Source organism: Gordonia tangerina, from assembly GCF_021556435.1.
Taxonomy (GTDB): Bacteria; Actinomycetota; Actinomycetes; order Mycobacteriales; family Mycobacteriaceae; genus Gordonia; species Gordonia tangerina.
Genome location: NZ_JAKGCU010000001.1, coordinates 327707 through 344257, shown reverse-complemented (window position 1 = coordinate 344257; position 16551 = coordinate 327707). Strand labels below are relative to the sequence as shown.

Annotated in this window: 13 protein-coding genes; 4 read left to right on the top strand and 9 right to left on the bottom strand. The window is 67.9% G+C overall.

The genetic code is table 11. The annotated features are described in order from the left end of the window. Nucleotides 1-257: 257 nt before the first annotated feature. Entirely contained in the window at nt 258-479 is a 222-nt protein-coding gene (locus L1892_RS01550; protein ID WP_235721684.1) for a hypothetical protein, read from the bottom strand. Between the two features lie 62 nt (nt 480-541). On the opposite strand from L1892_RS01550, the gene L1892_RS01545 reads away from it, so the two are divergent. From L1892_RS01545 to L1892_RS01530, 4 genes are all read left to right on the top strand, one after another. Further along, nucleotides 542-1528, top strand: a complete 987-nt coding sequence (locus tag L1892_RS01545; RefSeq protein ID WP_235721683.1) for a GlxA family transcriptional regulator — start codon at nt 542-544, stop codon at nt 1526-1528. 118 nt (nt 1529-1646) lie between these two features. After that, nucleotides 1647-2471 (top strand): alpha/beta fold hydrolase, encoded by an 825-nt coding sequence (locus tag L1892_RS01540; protein WP_235721682.1) that lies wholly within the window; start codon nt 1647-1649, stop codon nt 2469-2471. Nucleotides 2472-2594: 123 nt separating this feature from the next. After that, nucleotides 2595-3554 (top strand): NAD(P)-dependent alcohol dehydrogenase, encoded by a 960-nt coding sequence (locus L1892_RS01535; protein WP_308191633.1) that lies wholly within the window; start codon nt 2595-2597, stop codon nt 3552-3554. Nucleotides 3555-3617: 63 nt separating this feature from the next. Next, entirely contained in the window at nt 3618-4190 is a 573-nt protein-coding gene (locus tag L1892_RS01530) for a GNAT family N-acetyltransferase (RefSeq protein WP_235721680.1), read from the top strand. 173 nt (nt 4191-4363) lie between these two features. Here L1892_RS01530 and L1892_RS01525 read toward each other — a convergent pair whose 3' ends face one another. The 8 genes from L1892_RS01525 to dinB all read right to left on the bottom strand — a co-directional run bounded on the left by L1892_RS01525 (nt 4364) and on the right by dinB (nt 16546). Beyond that, nucleotides 4364-5092: a DUF429 domain-containing protein gene (locus L1892_RS01525; RefSeq protein WP_235721679.1), complete on the bottom strand. Its 729-nt coding sequence runs from the start codon at nt 5090-5092 to the stop codon at nt 4364-4366. Nucleotides 5093-5118: 26 nt separating this feature from the next. Further along, nucleotides 5119-6420 (bottom strand): TrpB-like pyridoxal phosphate-dependent enzyme, encoded by a 1302-nt coding sequence (locus L1892_RS01520; protein ID WP_235721678.1) that lies wholly within the window; start codon nt 6418-6420, stop codon nt 5119-5121. Between the two features lie 229 nt (nt 6421-6649). Further along, nucleotides 6650-8482: a Na+/H+ antiporter NhaA gene (gene nhaA, locus L1892_RS01515; protein ID WP_235721677.1), complete on the bottom strand. Its 1833-nt coding sequence runs from the start codon at nt 8480-8482 to the stop codon at nt 6650-6652. A gap of 93 nt (nt 8483-8575) precedes the next feature. Beyond that, complete coding sequence (locus tag L1892_RS01510; RefSeq protein WP_235721676.1) at nt 8576-10966, bottom strand: phosphoketolase family protein; 2391 nt, start codon at nt 10964-10966, stop codon at nt 8576-8578. Between the two features lie 94 nt (nt 10967-11060). Next, entirely contained in the window at nt 11061-11729 is a 669-nt protein-coding gene (locus L1892_RS01505) for a response regulator (protein WP_235721675.1), read from the bottom strand. Then, nucleotides 11726-13387 carry an ATP-binding protein gene (locus L1892_RS01500; protein WP_235721674.1) on the bottom strand — a complete coding sequence of 554 codons (1662 nt, stop codon included), beginning with the start codon at nt 13385-13387 and terminating at the stop codon, nt 11726-11728. The genes L1892_RS01505 and L1892_RS01500 overlap by 4 nt, the downstream gene beginning before the upstream one ends. Before the next feature lie 35 nt (nt 13388-13422). Next, on the bottom strand, nt 13423-14907 hold the full coding sequence (locus tag L1892_RS01495; protein ID WP_235721673.1) for a CitMHS family transporter: 1485 nt from the start codon (nt 14905-14907) through the stop codon (nt 13423-13425). A 430-nt stretch (nt 14908-15337) separates the two neighbouring features. Continuing rightward, nucleotides 15338-16546, bottom strand: coding sequence for a DNA polymerase IV (gene dinB, locus L1892_RS01490; protein WP_235721672.1), 1209 nt, complete (start codon nt 16544-16546; stop codon nt 15338-15340). Nucleotides 16547-16551: the final 5 nt, after the last annotated feature.

Genomic DNA, 16551 nt, shown 5'->3' with positions numbered 1-16551 from the left:
CGAGATCAGAGGGGATCTGGTCGGCTCGACGCCGACGGCACGGGGAACCCGCCCGCGCGCAAGACCTAGGACGGCAGTCGCCTACCGAACCTGGTTTCGAGCCAGTCACCAGCCGCGCGCACAGGTCGGTGTCGAGCCCACGGGTGCGACTGCTGAAGGTGTCGGTGCAGTAGACGACCGCATTGACCTCGGCGACGAGGGCTAGGTCGAGTCCGCGTTCGTTGAGGATCAGCGCGCCGTAGGTGACGCCGTCGGCGTTACGGATCCGCCGACCACATCCTCCGCGTCGGCCATCGCCGGCACTTCTTCGGGAGCGCGAAGCTCATGACCTCGACGTTGCGCACACCGAAACCGACCGCGTGACGCACCAGCTCGAGCTTCTCGTCGGTCGACAACGACAACGACTCGTTCTGCAAGCCGTCGCGTGGCGCCACCTCAACGACCGTCACGTCGCGATCCGTGACTGTGCTGACACTCACGGGCTCACCTAACGATCCCGTTCATCACGGCATTCACGTCACCGAGGACATAGATTCGCCTCATGGAGAGTGTCCTCCCCCGCACGCGCACCCACCGCCGAATCGGGATCGTCGTCTTCGACGGCGTGAAGATGCTCGACTTCTCCGGACCCGCAGAGGTGTTCGTGGAGGCCAACCAGTTCGGTGGTGACTACGAGGTCGTCGTCATGTCTCCGGCGGGTGGTGACGTGACGACGTCGATCGGCGTGCGCGTCAGCACTGCCGCGGTGACAGGGTCGGGAAGGTTCGACACCGTGATGATCGCGGGCAGCGAGATCGCGCCGCCGTTGTTCGTGACGCCGGAATTGATCGCCGCGGTCTCCGACCTCGCCGGACGCACTCGCCGCCTCGCGTCGGTGTGCACCGGTTCGGTTGTGCTCGCCCAGGCCGGGCTACTGGACGGCCGGTCGGCGACGACGCACTGGAAGTTCACCGCCGACCTCGCACACCGCTTCCCCGCGGTGCGGGTGGACCGCGACGCGATCTACGTCCGCGACGGTGACCTCTACAGTTCGGCGGGTGTGGTCGCCGGAATCGACCTGAGTCTGGCCCTCGTCGAGGCGGATCACGGTGCCGAGGTCGCTCGGCGGACTGCGCAGGGCCTACTGGTCTACATGCAACGAGGTGGCGGACAATCGCAGTTCTCCGCGTCACTTGCCGGCCCCGCTCCGCGCACCGGTCTGGTACGTCGCGCCACCGACCACATCCACGCGAACCTGCATGTCCCGCACACGGTCGCGAGTCTCGCCCGACACGTCAATGTCAGCGCGCGACAACTGACCCGACTCTTTCGCGAGGAGTTGGGCACCACCCCGGCCGGCTACATCGCCGACGCCCGCTTCGCGGTCGCCCGCGACAAACTGCACGCCGGGTTCACCGTGAGCGCAGCAGCGCACGCCGCCGGCTACGGCAGCGCCGAGGTCATGCGACGCGCCTTCGTCGCCCGCATCGGGGTGTCCCCACGCAAGTACCAGCGACGCTTCTCATCCACCCGGGCAGTCGCCGGGTGATCCGGATGTCGCAAATGGGGGTGTTTGTGGCGCAGCGAGTGGGACCGCGGAGGACGTAGCGGGCGCACATTGAATGCGCTGGTCAAAAGACCACTACCTCTCGCGAAGGAGCACTGCCATGCCCACGGTCACCACCTCGGACGGCGTCGAGATCTTCTACAAGGACTGGGGTTCCGGACAGCCCGTCGTGTTCAGTCACGGCTGGCCGTTGTCGTCGGACGACTGGGATGCACAGATGATGTTCTTCGTCGAGCACGGGTATCGGGTCGTCGCCCATGACCGTCGAGGGCACGGTCGCTCCACCCAGGTCGCCGACGGCCACGACATGGACCACTACGCCGACGACATGCGTGCCGTCGTCGAGCACCTGGACCTGCGCGACGCGATTCACGTCGGACATTCCACCGGCGGTGGCGAGATCGCACGTTATCTGGCCCGGCACGGCGTCGACCGCGCCGCCAAAGCGGTGCTGATCAGCGCGGTGCCCCCGATCATGGTCAAGACCGACAGCAACCCCGACGGACTGCCGAAGGAAGTGTTCGACGATATCCAGCAGCAGGTCGCGCAGCGTCGTGCCGACTTCTTCTGGGAGTTCGCCGCCGGACCGTTCTACGGATACAACCGCGAGGGTGCGCAGCCGTCACAGGGCGTCATCGCCAACTGGTGGCGCCAGGGCATGATGGGCGGTGCGAAAGCGCACTACGACGGGGTGGTGGCGTTCTCGCAGACCGATTTCACCCCGGATCTCGAGAAGATCGAGATCCCGGTGCTGGTGTTGCACGGGGAGGACGATCAGGTCGTGCCCTACCAGGACGCCGGGGTGCGATCCGCGGAGTTCTTGCCGAACGCCACACTGAAGACCTATCCGGGATTCCCGCACGGAATGCCGACGACGGAGGCGGACACCATCAACGCCGACCTTTTGGAGTTCTTCCGCAGCTGATGCAGACCTCGGACCGGGCCCACCTTCGCGTCGTCCCGTTGCCAGCCCTTGACCCTTTCAGCGCGCACGCCGTACCGTTGACCCATCGACTTACAGCGTAAGCTTGGAGCGACGATGAGGGCCATGACCCAGCACGAATACGGCACCAGCGACTGTCTGCGCCTGGGTGAGGTCGATCGACCCGTACCGAAACGGGACGAGGTCCTGGTGCGGGTGCATGCCGCCGGCCTCGACCGCGGCACCTGGCACCTCATGACGGGCACGCCCTACGTCGCACGCCTCGGTCTCGGCCTGCGACGCCCCCGGTGGCCGGTGCCCGGCCGTGACCTGGCCGGAGTCGTCGCCGAGGTCGGCCCGGACGTAGACGCCTGGTCGGTGGGCGACGAGGTGATCGGTACGGCGGGCGGGTCGATGGCCGAGTACGCGGTGGTGCCGGTCAAGCGCCTAGGTCGCAAGCCCGCCGGCGTCTCCTTCGAGGAGGCTGCGGTACTTCCGGTGTCGGGACTGACCGCGCTGCAGGCCGTTCGTGACGCGGGTCGGGTGATCTCGGGGAATCGCGTGCTGGTGATCGGCGCATCCGGCGGTGTCGGTTCGTATGCCGTGCAGATCGCCGCGGCGTTCGGCGCCGACGTGGTGGCCGTGGCCAGCGGTCCGAAATCCGAATGGGTGCGGTCGTTGGGCGCTGCGCAGGTGATCGACTACACCCGCGACGACATCGACGCTTCCGCCGGCCCATTCGACGTCATCCTCGACATCGCGGGCAATCGAGAAGTCTCGGCCCTGCGACGCCTGCTGACCCTGCGCGGCACCCTCGTCATCGTCGGTGGCGAAGGCGGCGGAAACCTGTTGGGCGGCATCCAACGTCAGCTCGGCGCTATGCTGCTGTCGCCGTTCGTCAAGCACCGGTTGGTCGGCATCATCGCCAAGGAGAGCGCCGACGACCTGGCCGTGCTGAGGTCGATGGTCGAGGCCGGCACACTGCGCCCCACCCTGGACCGGACGTTCACGCTGTCCGAGGCCGCGAAGGCGATGGACTACCTCACCGAAGGGCAGGTGCGCGGAAAACTGGCGGTGTCGATCTGAGATCGCCTTCGACCCTGTGCAACCGACCTTGCGCTCCGCTCCCGACCCGACCATGGTGGACCCATGCCCATCGAGGTCCGCCCGGCAACCCGTTTCGCCGATGTCCGCGCGGTCATCGGACCCAAACGCCCGGACGCCAACGTGTGTTGGTGTCTGAGCTACCGCATACCGAACAAGCTCAACCAGGAGCTCGCGCGCGAGGAACGCGGCGAGTACGTGCGGAAGCTGTGTCGACGAAAGCCTGCCCCGGGTGTGCTCGCCTATGACGGCGACGACGTGGTCGGGTGGGTGGCGGTCGCCCCACGCGCCGACACCACTTTCGCCGGCAACCGCAAGATCCCCCACGTCGACGATCTCGACGTGTGGTCGGTGTGGTGCATCCGGGTGCGGCCCGGCCATCGCAAACAGGGCATCTCCCACGCACTGTTGGCCGGGGCCGTCGGCTTCGCCCGCGACCACGGCGCACCGGCCGTCGAGGGCTATCCGGTGGACAACCGCGGGGCGAAGGTGGATCTCACGATGGCGTATGTGGGAACGCGGAAGCTGTTCGAGGACGGCGGTTTCGAGTGGGCGGCAGACACCGATTCGGTCCTCAACCGCTTCCCGCGAGTCCTGATGCGACTCGACCTCCGGTAGTCGCATCCAACGAGAACTCCGCAACCCATCGCGGGTCGGCTCGCCGCAACCCATCGCTGGTCGAGTAGCGTCCGAGGCACCAGCCGAGGAAGCGCACTCCACTGCTGGTCGAGTAGCGTCCGAGGCGCCAGCCGAGGAAGCGTATCGAGACCAGGCAACCCGAACCCACCTCGTCACGCCAGCTCGCCCAAAGCGCACTCCGGCACGTGAATCCATCCCTCCCGCGCCGTCACCTCGAGGTCCGCGCCATCCGGGAGCCGAGTACGCCCCAGCGCCGCGGCCCGCGCGATCAGCGCGGTGATCACCGCATCGAAGGCGTTGTCATCGACCCCGAGCAACTCCCGGTGACCACACGGGTCCAACCACGGGGCCCGCGCGACCAACGACTCGTACGACGCCGCGAGCACATCGCGACGCGCGACCCCTTTGTATCCGCGATGCGTCAACCCCCAGTGTTTCAGCGCCGCAGCCGGATACGCCTCCACCGCCCAGCCGTCGACACGGTCGGCGATGCCCAGGTCGGCCAGCAGTCCGACGCAGCGGAAGGCGACATGAGCGATCTGGTCGGCCGAGACGCTCAGCGGGTTGCCGAGCTTCGCTGCGGCGATGGCGCGGTCGGTCCGACGATAGGCCAGCGGCCGCCTGCGATCGATGTCGTCGAGCCCACGTCCGGCGGAGAGATTGCCGTGATGTTGTGCCACAACGAGATCGACGAACGCATCAGGCCAACCGAACGGCGCGTCGATGCCGATGCGTTCGGCGCCCGCGACGAGTTCGCGAATCCGCGTATCGTCGGCCGGCATCGTCAGCTCTACGAGTCGCGCGGTCCCGTCGGCCCACTCGATGACCGCGACCGCCGTGCGCGTCGGGGACGCTGCGAGGTCGACTCCGACGGTGCGCATCGGTTCCCGGCGGTCACACGAGGTCGTCAGAATTTCCCGTCGAGGAACTCCGCGTAGGCCGGCAGGTCGAGCTGACCATGGCCCGACAACCCGATCACCACGACCTCCTCCATGTCGCTGTTGGCGACGTGGGCAGCACAAGCGGCGATCGCGTGAGTGGACTCCGGCGCAGGCACGATGCCCTGCGACCGCGCGAACTGCACACCCGCACTGAACGCATCGTGCTGGCTGATCGCCACGCCCTCCACCAGACCGAGCTCCACGGTGTGACTGAGCGCAGGCGCCATGCCGTGGTAACGCAGTCCGCCGGCATGGATCGGGTCGGGTACGAAATCCATACCGAGGGTGTGCATCTTGAGCAGCGGGGTCAGGCCGGCGACGTCGCCGTGGTCGTAGCGGTACTCGCCTTGGGTGATCGACGGGCACGCGGCGGGCTCAGCCGCGACGATGCGCGGGTTGGACCGACCGTGGATCTTCTCCCGCAGGAACGGGAACGAGAGTCCAGCCAAGTTCGAACCGCCACCGGCACAACCGAACACGACGTCGGCGCCGCCGTCCTCGACCGCGTTGAGCTGCTCGACTGCTTCCACGCCGATGACACTCTGATGTAGCACCACGTGGTTGAGCACGCTGCCCAGCGCGTAGCGGGTGTCCGGATCGGCGGCGGCCACCTCGACCGCCTCGCTGACCGCCATGCCCAGGCTGCCGGTGGTGTTCGGATCCTTCGCCAGCATCGCGCGACCCGACTCGGTCAAATCCGACGGCGAGGGATGCAAGGTGCCCCCGTAGGTGCGGATGAGGTGACCGCGATACGGCTTGGAGTCATAGGACGCGCGGACCTGCCACACCTCGATGTCGATGCCGAACTGGGCGCCGGCGAAGGCGAGCGCACTGCCCCACTGCCCGGCGCCGGTCTCGGTGGTGAGCTTCTGCACGCCGTCGACGCTGTTGTAGTACGCCTGCGCGACGGCCGAATTGGTCTTGTGACTACCGACGGGGCTGACGCCCTCGTACTTGACGTAGATGTGCGCCTTGGTGTTGAGCGCCTCCTCGAACCGCCGCGCCCGGATCAGCGGCGACGGCCGCCACATCCGATAGATCTCCCGCACCGGTTCGGGGATCTCGATGTAGGGCTCGGTCGAGACCTCCTGCGCGATCAACCCGGCCGGGAACAGGGCAGCGAGGTCCTCGGGGCCCACCGGCTCCTTGGTGCCCGGATGCAGATGCGGCGGGATCGGGGTCCCGAGTTCTGCCGCGAGGTTGTACCAGTGCGTGGGCACCCCAACGGTGACCAGTTCCGGGTTGGTGGCGTCCACGTTCATCGTCATGCAGGTCACCATAGCGGGCGGCGTGAGCTGGGTCGTATGCCATCGAGCCCGAACCCGGTCCGGACGCGGCACACCCGCCCGCGTGTCCGCGAGCATCACCGCTCAGGGACCTCGGCTGCATAATCCATCCGGGCAGGCTCAGCGGTGATCCCGCCGGACACGGTGGATCGGGTCGTGGCGTCCAGCCCGGACCCTGATACCCCCTGTGGGCAGGCAGGAGGGGCACCGACTACGACCGACGCCGCGCCGCCGACTGTGCGTCGTGATTCTCCTCCAACGCCGCGATCACGGTGCGGGCGTCGTGCGGGCCGCGGTGGCGCCGTCCGTTGAGGAAGAAGGTCGGGGTCCCACGGGCACCGCTCGCCTCTGCGCTGCGCTCATCGTCGCTGATCCGCCCGGCGAGTTCGGAGCTCTCGAGGTCGAGCACAAACCGGCTCACATCCAAGTCGAGCTGCTCGGCATAGCCAACCAGATGCTCGGAAGACAGTTCGGCTTGGTTCGCGAACAGCAGATCGTGCATCTCCCAGAACCTGCCCTGCTCGCCGGCGGCCTCTGCGGCGAGTGCCGCGAGGTAGGCGTGTGGGTGATACTCGTAGATCGGCAGGTGCCGCACGATGTAACGGACCTCGTCGCCGAAGTGCGCGTGTACGTCGTTCCACATGCCGGTGGTCTTCGCGCAGAACGGGCATTCGAAATCCATGAACTCGACCACGGTGAGCGGGGCGTCGACCGGTCCGCGGACATGGTCGACCTCGGGATCCACCGGCGGCTCGAGGGTGATGGGCAGATCGGCGGTCGTCTCACCCCATTTGACGCGGGCCCGGGTGAAGATCAGCCAGCCCAGCGCGGCCGCACAAACCATCGCGATCAGCACACCCACGGTGGCCTCCGCCGCCTGCGTGGTGTCGGTGAACGCCAGCCCGACGATCAGCAGGGACACGGTGAATCCGATCCCGGCCAGCGCCGAGCCGCCCAACAGACTGCCCCGCCCGACGCCTTCGGGCAGCCGGCCGAGTCCGGCGCGCACCGCCAGCCACGCGCCCAGCGAGATGCCGAGGAACTTGCCGAGCACCAATCCCGCGACGACGCCCCAGGTGATGGTCGAGGCCAGCGCGTCGGTGAGCACTCCCCCGCCGAGCGCGATGCCCGCGTTGGCCAGCGCGAACACCGGCACCACGAACAACGAGACCGGGGCACGCAGCACGTCGTGCAGTCGCTGGTTGACCGAGATCGACCGGGCCAACCCACTGCGCGCGGTACGCGCCACCCCGGCCTCTGGTGACTGCCAGTAGTCGCGGAACAGCGCCTTCGCCGATTCGACGTGGTCGCGTTCCGTCGCAGCCGCCGGCACCAGCAGACCGGCCGCCATCCCGGCCAGCGACGGATGCACACCTGAGGCCAGCGTTGCCGCCCACACCACCACCACCAGCGTCACGTACGGCGCGCTACGCCAGACCGTGGTGCGCGACAGCAACCACAACCCGACCAGACCGGCGACGGCGATCAACAACGCGACCACATCGAGGTCGTCGGAATACACCACGCCGATGATCGACACCGCGAGGAAATCGTCCACGACGGTCAACGTCAGCAGAAACACTCGCAGCTGATTCGACAGCCGCGGACCCAGGATGGCCAGCGCACCCAACAGGAACGCCGTGTCGGTGCCGACCACCACGCCCCAGCCGTCGGCGGCATCGCGTCCGGCGATCAGCAGGTAGATCACGGCCGGCACCACCACACCGGACACCCCGGCGACCAACGGCACCATCGCCCGGCGGCGGTCGCGCAACGATCCGACGGAGAACTCCTGGCGCACCTCGAGCCCGATGACGAAGAAGAACAGCACCATCAGGCCGTCGTTGATCCAGTGCTGCAATGACATGTCGACGCCGTGGGCCCCGAAGCTCAGGCCCACCTCGGTGTGCCACAGCTCGGCGTAACTGTCCGACGGCAGGTTTGCCCAGATCAGCGCCGCGATCGTGACTGCGACGAGCAGCGCGGCGCTGCCGGTCTCGGTCCGCAACCAGTCGCTCAACCGCCGCGTTCGCACCACCACCACCGCGCCACTCCCTTCACACCGATGACGGCCGAGTCGGCGTCACACCCGATCATCATCGACAACGTCGGGACGTCGCGCATTCCCGACGGGAGCTCAGGCCCAGGTCCAGTCCCGGATCTCCGGGAGGTCCTCGAAGTGCTCGCGGACGTATTCGTGGTGGCGCGCCAGTTGGCCACGGCAGTGCTCGGCGAGCTCCTCGCTGCGTTCGGGCACGCGCCGCGCCCGGCGCAGCGCCTCGAGCACGAGGTGGTAGCGGCTCATCTTGTTGAGCACCACCATGTCGAACGGTGTGGTGGTGGTGCCCTGCTCAGCGAACCCACGCACGTGGAATCGATCGGCGTCGGGCCGGCCGTGCAACAGCTGATGCACTGCGCGGGCGTAACCGTGGAAGGCGACCACCACGTGTCCGTCCTCGGTGAACAGGTCGGCGAAGTCGTCGTCGGTCATCCCGTGCGGATGGTCGGCCTGCGGCAGCAGGGCCATCAGATCCATCACGTTGACGACCCGTACCCGCAGGTAGGGCACCCATTCCCGCAGCAGTTGCGCCGCCGCGAGGATCTCCTGGGTGGGCACGTCACCGGCGCCGGCGAGCACGATGTCGGGGTCATCGCCGCTGTCCCCTTCGGTTCCGGCCCAGTCCCAGATCGACGCACCGGCCGCCGCCTGCTCCCCGGCCTCCTCGATCGACAGGTACTGCAGGTGGGGCTGTTTGTCGACAACCACCAGGTTCACGTGGTCGCGGCTTCGGAAACAGTGCTCGGCGATCGACAGCAACGAGTTGGAGTCCGGCGGCAACCAGATCCGCACCACGTCGGGTGCCAGTGGCATCACCGCGTCGATCAGGCCGGGCCCCTGATGGGAGAACCCGTTGTGGTCGTTGCGCCAGCATGTCGACGTCAACAGGATGTTCAGCGACGCCACCGGTTCACGCCAGCTCAGGTGCGACGCGTGCTGTAGCCACTTGGTGTGCTGGATGACCATCGACGCACTGATCATCGCGAACGCCTCGTAGGTGGCGAACAGCCCATGCCGGCCGGTGAGCAGATAGCCCTCCAGCCAGCCCTGGCACAGATGCTCGCTGAGCACCTCCATCACCCGCCCCGACGACGAGAGGTCGTCGTCGAACTCGGTGGTGGGCAGCTGCCAGCAGCGGTCGGTCACGTCGAACACGGCGTCGAGTTTGTTGCTGGCGGTCTCGTCCGGGCAGAACAGCCGGAAGGTGCCGCCGCCGTCCGGGGTGGTGTTCTCCGTGTAGATGTCGCGCATGTATTCGCCGAGGACGGTGGTGGTGGGATGGATGGTGGCACCGGGTTTGTCGACGTCGACGGCATAGCGCGCAATGGGCGGCAGTTTCAGCGGGGTCAGCAGGCGGCCGCCGTTGGCGTATGGCGTCGCGCCGAGCCGACGATCACCGGCGGGCGCGAGAACTCGGATGTCCTCGACCACCGCACCGGTGTCGTCAAAGAGATCCTCGGGCCGATAAGACCGCAGCCAGCTCTCCAGTTGGCGCAGGTGTTCGGGGTTGTCGCGCACCCCGGACAGCGGTACCTGATGCGCCCAATGGGTGCCCTCGATGCGACGTCCGTCTACTTCGGACGGTCCTGTCCACCCCTTGGGGGTGCGCAACACGATGGCCGGCCATCGGATGTCGTCAGCGCGACCGTCGTCCCGCGCGGCTACCTGGATCTCGCGAATCAGACGGTGGGAGTGATCTATGGCGGCTTTCAAGTCGCCGAACACCGCGCGTGGGTCGTCGCCCTCGACGAATACCGGCGCCCAGCCCTGGCCGCCGAGGAAGTCGGCGATGTCGGCGTCGTCGCTTCGGCCGAACACGGTGGGGGCGGCGATCTTTGCGCCGTTGAGATGCAGGATGGGCAGGACCGCACCGTCGCGTTCGGCGTTGAGGAAGGCCGGGAGCTTCCATGACCCCGCGAGTGGACCGGTCTCGGCCTCGCCGTCGCCGATGACACATGCCACCACCAGGTCCGGATGGTCGAAGGCGGCGCCGGCCGCGTGCACCAGGGCGTAGCCGAGTTCACCACCCTCATGGATACTGCCGGGTGTCGGCACGCTCACATGGCTGGGAATGCCTCCGGGCGTGGAGAACTGGCGGCACAGGCGGCGCACGCCACGTTCGTCGAGAGTGACGTGCGGATAGATGTCGGTGTAGGTGCCCTCGAGGTAGGTGTTGGCCACCAGCGCCGGACCGCCGTGGCCCGGTCCGGTGATGTAGAGCCAGTCCGTGTCGGTCTCGCGGATCACCCGATTGAGCACGACGTAGATCGCGGACAACCCCGGACTGGTACCCCAGTGCCCGAGCAGTCGCGGTTTGATGTGCTCGACGGTCAGCGGTTCGCGCAGTAACACGTTGTCCTGCAAATAGATCTGCGCAGCGGTGAGGTAGTTGGCCGCGTCCCACCACCGCAGATCGGCGGACAGGTCGGCGTCGTCGTCGGTGTGGTCGGCGGTGCGGGCAGCGGTCATCAGGACCCCTTCGGTGCTACCGGATGTGGCCTCGTTCCCCTTGCCGTCTCCATCGTGCCAGACGGACTCCCCGCGCACGGCCGATCGCACACCGCTACCCGGGTAGCCGGTATTCCTGGCGCGGCCGACCGGTGCTGCCGTACTGCAACGCCATGTTCAGCCGCCCGGCAGTGACGAGGTGAGCGAGATGTCGACGCGCCGTGGCCGGTGACACCCCGACCGCCGAGGACACCTGATCGGCGAACAGTGGGCCGTCGGCATCGGCGAACAACTCCAGGATGCGATGCTCGGTGGGGGACGCGGCATCGGCGCGTTCGGCGGCCCGGGTGCCGAAGCGCAACGCCGACAACGCGGTGTCGACCGCGTGTTGATCGACGACCTCGGCGGCCAGCACCCGCCGGTACTGGACGTATCCGGCGAGGCGACGAGCGAGTTCGGTGTCATCGAACGGCTTGATCAGGTAGGCCAGTGCCCCGGCCCGCATCGCCGCCCGCACCGCGCCCGCGTCGGTCTCGGCTCCAACGATGAAGGTGTCGCACGGCAACTCGCCCACGAGGTCGATTCCGGAGCCGTCCGGCAGGTAGACGTCGAGTAGCACGAGGTCGATGGCGCTGCCGTGATTGGCCAACGCGGAGCGCGCCGCGGCGACGCTGCCCGCACGGTCGATCACCCGGAACCCGCGCACCGCCTCGACGATGCTCGCGTGCAGCGCGGCGACCCGGAAATCGTCGTCGACGATGAGCACACCCAACTCGTCGGTCATCGGTCTCCCTCTCCGTCCTGGTCGGCCGTCTGCGCGGTCTCCAACACCGCGGGCAGGCGGGCGACGAGCACCGCGCCGCCATCGTCGCCGCCGGGGTCCGCGACCCAGATGTCGCCGCCGATGCGTCGGGCGATCTGCCGTGACAGCGCGAGACCCATGCCGCGCCCACCGGGTACCGCCGCGTCCGCCTTGGTGGTCACGCCCTCGGCGAATATCTCGGCCGGGTCGTCGAACGAAATACCCGGACCGGAATCGGCGACACTGATGATCAGGTCGTGTCCGTCGGTGATCACCTCCACCTCGACGGCGCCGTGAGCATCGCCTGCCGGCCCGGCGGCCTCGGGGCGCGCGGAGGCATCGATCGCGTTGTCGACGAGGTTACCCAACACGGTGGTCACCACAACCGGATCGCGCAAGCTGCCCTGCACCCAGGTCTGGTCACCGAGGGTGAGCGTGGTCGCCCGTTCGCGCGCGTGGGCGGCCTTGGCGTCCAGGAATGCTTCGAGGTGCGGCTCGCCCACATTGTCGAGGCCCGCCAGGCGCGCGCCTCGGCCGCCGACGCCGTTGACCTCCTCGAGGTAGTCGATGGCTTCGGCCGTGTGTCCGTGCCGGAGCAAGCCGGCGAGGACGTGCATCCGATTCGCCGTCTCGTGTCGATGCGCCCGCAACACCGTGCTCATCGCACGAATCGAATCCACCTCGCGGGTCAGGTGCTCCACGTCGGTGCGGTCAACCACCGACAGCACCATTCCCAGGTCGCGGCCGTCGGCTTCGACGGTGTGCGAGCTGACCAGCACCACCCGGTCCCCGATGGTCGCGGCGACCGGGTCGGGTGTCGGCCGGTCCAGCACGCCCCGCACCCGGGGACTCAGCGAGAGCTCGTCGACATCGGTTCCGACCGGGTCGGGCAGATCGAGCAGTCGTCGCGCGGTGTCGTTGGCGACGCGCACGACGCCGCTGCTGTCGACGGCGAGCACGCCGTCGGCGATGGAGTGCAGCACTGCGCCCTGCTCGCGCACCAGCTCGGTCAGCTCGTCGGGTTCCAAGCCGAGGGTCAGCCGGCGCCAGCGCCGGGCGAGCAGGATCGATCCGAGCGCCCCCACCCCGAGCGCGACCAGCGCGATGATCGCGGTGGCGGCGATGTCGCGACGGGTCTCGGCGGCCAGCCGCTCGGTGGACACGCCCACGCTGACAAAACCGACCACTCGGCCGTCGTCGACGATGGGCACCTTGGCCCGCACCGATCCACCGAGGGTCCCGCGGTCCGTGGTCACCTCCTCGTTGCCGGCCAGGGCGTTGGACGGGTCGGTGGAGACATGTTGCGCGAGCTGGTCGTCGTCGGGGTGAGCCAGCCGGATGCCGGAGGCGTTGCCGATGACGACGAACAACGCGCCGGTGCGCTGCCGCACCGCGTTGGCCTCGGATTGCAGCGGACCGGCCGCCAGCTGTGCCGGGTCGAGGACGGCGCCCTGACGTACGGCGACCTCGTCGATGACGGTCGAGTCGGCGGCCACCGACTGGGCGATGGCGAGCGCTCGTTGCGCGTACTCGTCGCGGACCCGGTCGTCGGCGCCGGAGAGCACCAGCCCGAAACCGACGGCGAGGCTGACCGCGATGACGGCGAGTTGCAGGAGCAGTACCTGCGTTCGCAATCGCATGCGGCCAGCCTATTCGCCGGTGAGGTGGGCTCAGATCAGAACGGGATCGCGCCGATCAGGCAGCCGACGCCGAGCATCACCAGCGACACCGCCGCGGCTCGCCACAGCACCTTCTTGTGGTGATCGGCCAGCCCGACACCGGCGAGGGCCACCAGCAACAGGATCGCCGGCACGAGCGGACTCTGCATGTGGAAGGGCTGACCGGTGATCGAGGCACGAGCCATCTCGGCGGGATCGATGCCGTAGCGGGTCGCGGTCTCCGACAGCACCGGCAGCACACCGAAATAGAAGGCGTCGTTGCTCATCAGGAAGGTCAACGGGATCGACAACACGCCGATGACGACGGCCATGTGCGGTCCCATCCAGTCGGGGATACCCGAGGCCAACCAGTGCGCGATGGCCTCGACCATGCCGGTTCCGCTGAACACGCCGGTCAGTACCGCGGCGGCCAGCACCATCGCCACCACCGACACGATGCTCGACGAGTGCCGGGTGATGGCCGCCTGCTGATCCTTCAGATGGGGGAAGTTGACGGCCAGCGCGATACCGGAGGCGATCATGAACAACACCGGGATCGACACCAGGTCCAGACCGAGGACCGCCAGCAGTGCGACGGTGAGCCCGGCGTTCACCCAGAAGAGTCTGGGGCGCAGCGTGTCCCGGTTCGGATCGAGGATGCCGGTGAAGGCGGAGGCCGCCGGGTCGGCGGGTGCGCCGTCGGGTGCGGTGGGCAGGTCGCGAGTCACGGCTTCGGAGTCGTCGGAGTCACCGGAGTCGCCGGAACCGCCTGTGACCGAACCGCTTCGCCCGGCGCGGCCACCGCGGGGTACATCGACCCCCGAGCCGCCACCGGCGGCCACCAACACCTCCTCACGCGGTGCCAGCACCGACTCGCGGATCTCGATCTGCCCGATACGACGGCGTTCCAGCACACCGAGATGGAAGGCGAACAACAACACCACGACCAGTCCGGCGGCGAGTGCCGGAACCATCGGCAGGAACACCGAATTGGTGTCGATGCCCAGCGCGCTCGCCGCCCGTGCCGTCGGTCCTCCCCACGGGAGAATGTTCATGGTGCCGTTGGCCAGGCCCGCGACCACCGTCAGCACCACTGGACTCACACCGAGTTTCAGATACAGCGGCAGCAGTGCTGCGGTGGTGACGATGAAGGTGGTGGAGCCGTCGCCGTCGAGGGAGATGAGCATCGCCAATACCGCGGTACCCACCACCAGGCGCGCCGGATCGTTGCGTACCGCGCGGACGATGAATCGGATGATCGGGTCGAAGAGTCCGACGTCGATCATGATGCCGAAGAAGATGATCGCGAAGAACAGCATCGCCGCGGTGGGCGCAAGGTCTTCGATGCCGTCGACGATCATGTCGCTGATGTCGAGGCCGGCGCCGGCGAACAGACCGAACGCCACCGGCACCAGGATCAGCGCGACCACCGGGGTCGCCCTCTTGGTGATGATCAGGAACATGAAGGTGGCCACCATACCGAGGCCGAGTGCTACCAACATTGCCAAGCTCTTTCTGCGTGGGGGACGGCCGGAGGTGTGCGGACTCGTGGTCGCGGCCGTTACAAGAGCACTCTGCGGGTAATGCAGGTCACAGTCACGCTTGCGCGCATAACTCGTCTTTTGCGCGTTTTGTGCATGGACGCGAGGTGATCTCGATACGGCTCCTCGCTGCGCTCGTCACCTACTCGATCAGCCGAACCAACCGCTGGTCGAGTAGCGACCGAGCCCCCGGGCGAGGCCGCGTATCGAGACCCCCGCACCACACCCTCGATCAGCCGAACCAACCGCTGGTCGAGTAGCGACCGAGCCCCTGGGCGAGGCCGCGTATCGAGACCCCCGCACCACACCCTCGATCAGCCGAACCAACCGCTGGTCGAGTAGCGACCGAGCCCCCGGGCGAGGCCGCGTATCGAGACCCCGCACCACACCCTCAGTCCGGCAACATAGGTGCGTCGTCGCCGTGGTGGCGGCCGACGAGCACGGCCCGGGTCACCGCATCCCTGCCGAAACGGTTGCGCAGTGCGTCCATCGCGATGTCGAGGTCGGCGGCATGGTCGGACTCGAATGGCAGACTCAGCTGGACGCTGTCGTGGTCGTCGAGGTTGGTCAGCGACAACCCGATCAGCGTGCACCCGCGCTCCCGGATCAGCGGCTTCGCGTCGTCGAGCAGACCGCGTGCGACGGCCATGATGATGTCGGTGCGATCGGTGCATTCCAGGAACGACCGCGATCGTGTGGCACGACCGAAATCGTCGAACCGCAGCCGCAGCACCACGGTTCGGCAGACCCGATCCGCGCCGCGCAGCCGTTTGCCCAGACGTTCGACGATCGCGACGAGCGTGGCCTCGATGTCGGCCTCGTTCTTCGGTCGACGCCCGAGCGCACGCTGGGAACCGATCGACCGGCGCCGACGACCCGTCTCCACGCGCCGCGGGTCGCGCGCCATCGACAAGGCATACAGATGCCGGCCTGCGCCCCGGCCGAGCAGACCGCACAGGCCGTGCTCACCGAACGCGGCGAGATCGCCCACCGTACGGATGCCTGCGTCGGCGAGTTTGCCCTCGGTGACGGCGCCGACACCCCACAGCCGCCGCACTGGCAGGGGATGCAGGAACTCGAGTTCGGTGCCCGGCGCCACCTCCAGCAACCCGTCGGGCTTGGCGACCGCACTGGCCACCTTGGCCAGGAACTTCGTGCAGGCCAGACCGACGGTGATCGGCAGCCCCACCTCGGTGGCGACACGTTTGCGCAGGTCAGCGGCGATCTTCAGCGGAGTGCCGCTGATCCTGTGCAGGCCGCCGACGTCCATGAATGCCTCGTCGACGGAGATACCTTCGACGACGGGCGTGATGTCGTCGAAGATCTCGAACACCGCGCGGCTGGCCTCGGAGTATGCGTCGAATCGCGGGCGCACCTCGATCGCGTCGGGACACAGTGCCCGGGCCTCCCGACCAGACATCGGCGTCCGCACCCCGTACGCCTTCGCCTCGTAGCTTGCCGCCAGCACCACCCCACCGCCGACGATCACCGGACGTCCCCGCAGGCGGGGATCGTCACGCTGCTCAACCGAGGCATAGAAGGAATCCAGATCGGCATGCAGGATCGTGGCCTCCGACCGGTCCTTACGCTCGATGCGCATAGAAC

Coding starts and splice junctions, on each gene's coding strand:
- dinB (WP_235721672.1), bottom strand. CDS start 16,546: ATGCGCATCGAGCGTAAGGACCGGTCGGAGGCCACGATCCTGCATGCC.
- L1892_RS01540 (WP_235721682.1), top strand. CDS start 1,647: ATGCCCACGGTCACCACCTCGGACGGCGTCGAGATCTTCTACAAGGAC.
- L1892_RS01510 (WP_235721676.1), bottom strand. CDS start 10,966: ATGACCGCTGCCCGCACCGCCGACCACACCGACGACGACGCCGACCTG.
- L1892_RS01545 (WP_235721683.1), top strand. CDS start 542: ATGGAGAGTGTCCTCCCCCGCACGCGCACCCACCGCCGAATCGGGATC.
- L1892_RS01520 (WP_235721678.1), bottom strand. CDS start 6,420: ATGACGATGAACGTGGACGCCACCAACCCGGAACTGGTCACCGTTGGG.
- L1892_RS01495 (WP_235721673.1), bottom strand. CDS start 14,907: ATGTTGGTAGCACTCGGCCTCGGTATGGTGGCCACCTTCATGTTCCTG.
- L1892_RS01505 (WP_235721675.1), bottom strand. CDS start 11,729: ATGACCGACGAGTTGGGTGTGCTCATCGTCGACGACGATTTCCGGGTC.
- L1892_RS01500 (WP_235721674.1), bottom strand. CDS start 13,387: ATGCGATTGCGAACGCAGGTACTGCTCCTGCAACTCGCCGTCATCGCG.
- L1892_RS01525 (WP_235721679.1), bottom strand. CDS start 5,092: ATGCGCACCGTCGGAGTCGACCTCGCAGCGTCCCCGACGCGCACGGCG.
- L1892_RS01535 (WP_308191633.1), top strand. CDS start 2,595: ATGACCCAGCACGAATACGGCACCAGCGACTGTCTGCGCCTGGGTGAG.
- L1892_RS01530 (WP_235721680.1), top strand. CDS start 3,618: ATGCCCATCGAGGTCCGCCCGGCAACCCGTTTCGCCGATGTCCGCGCG.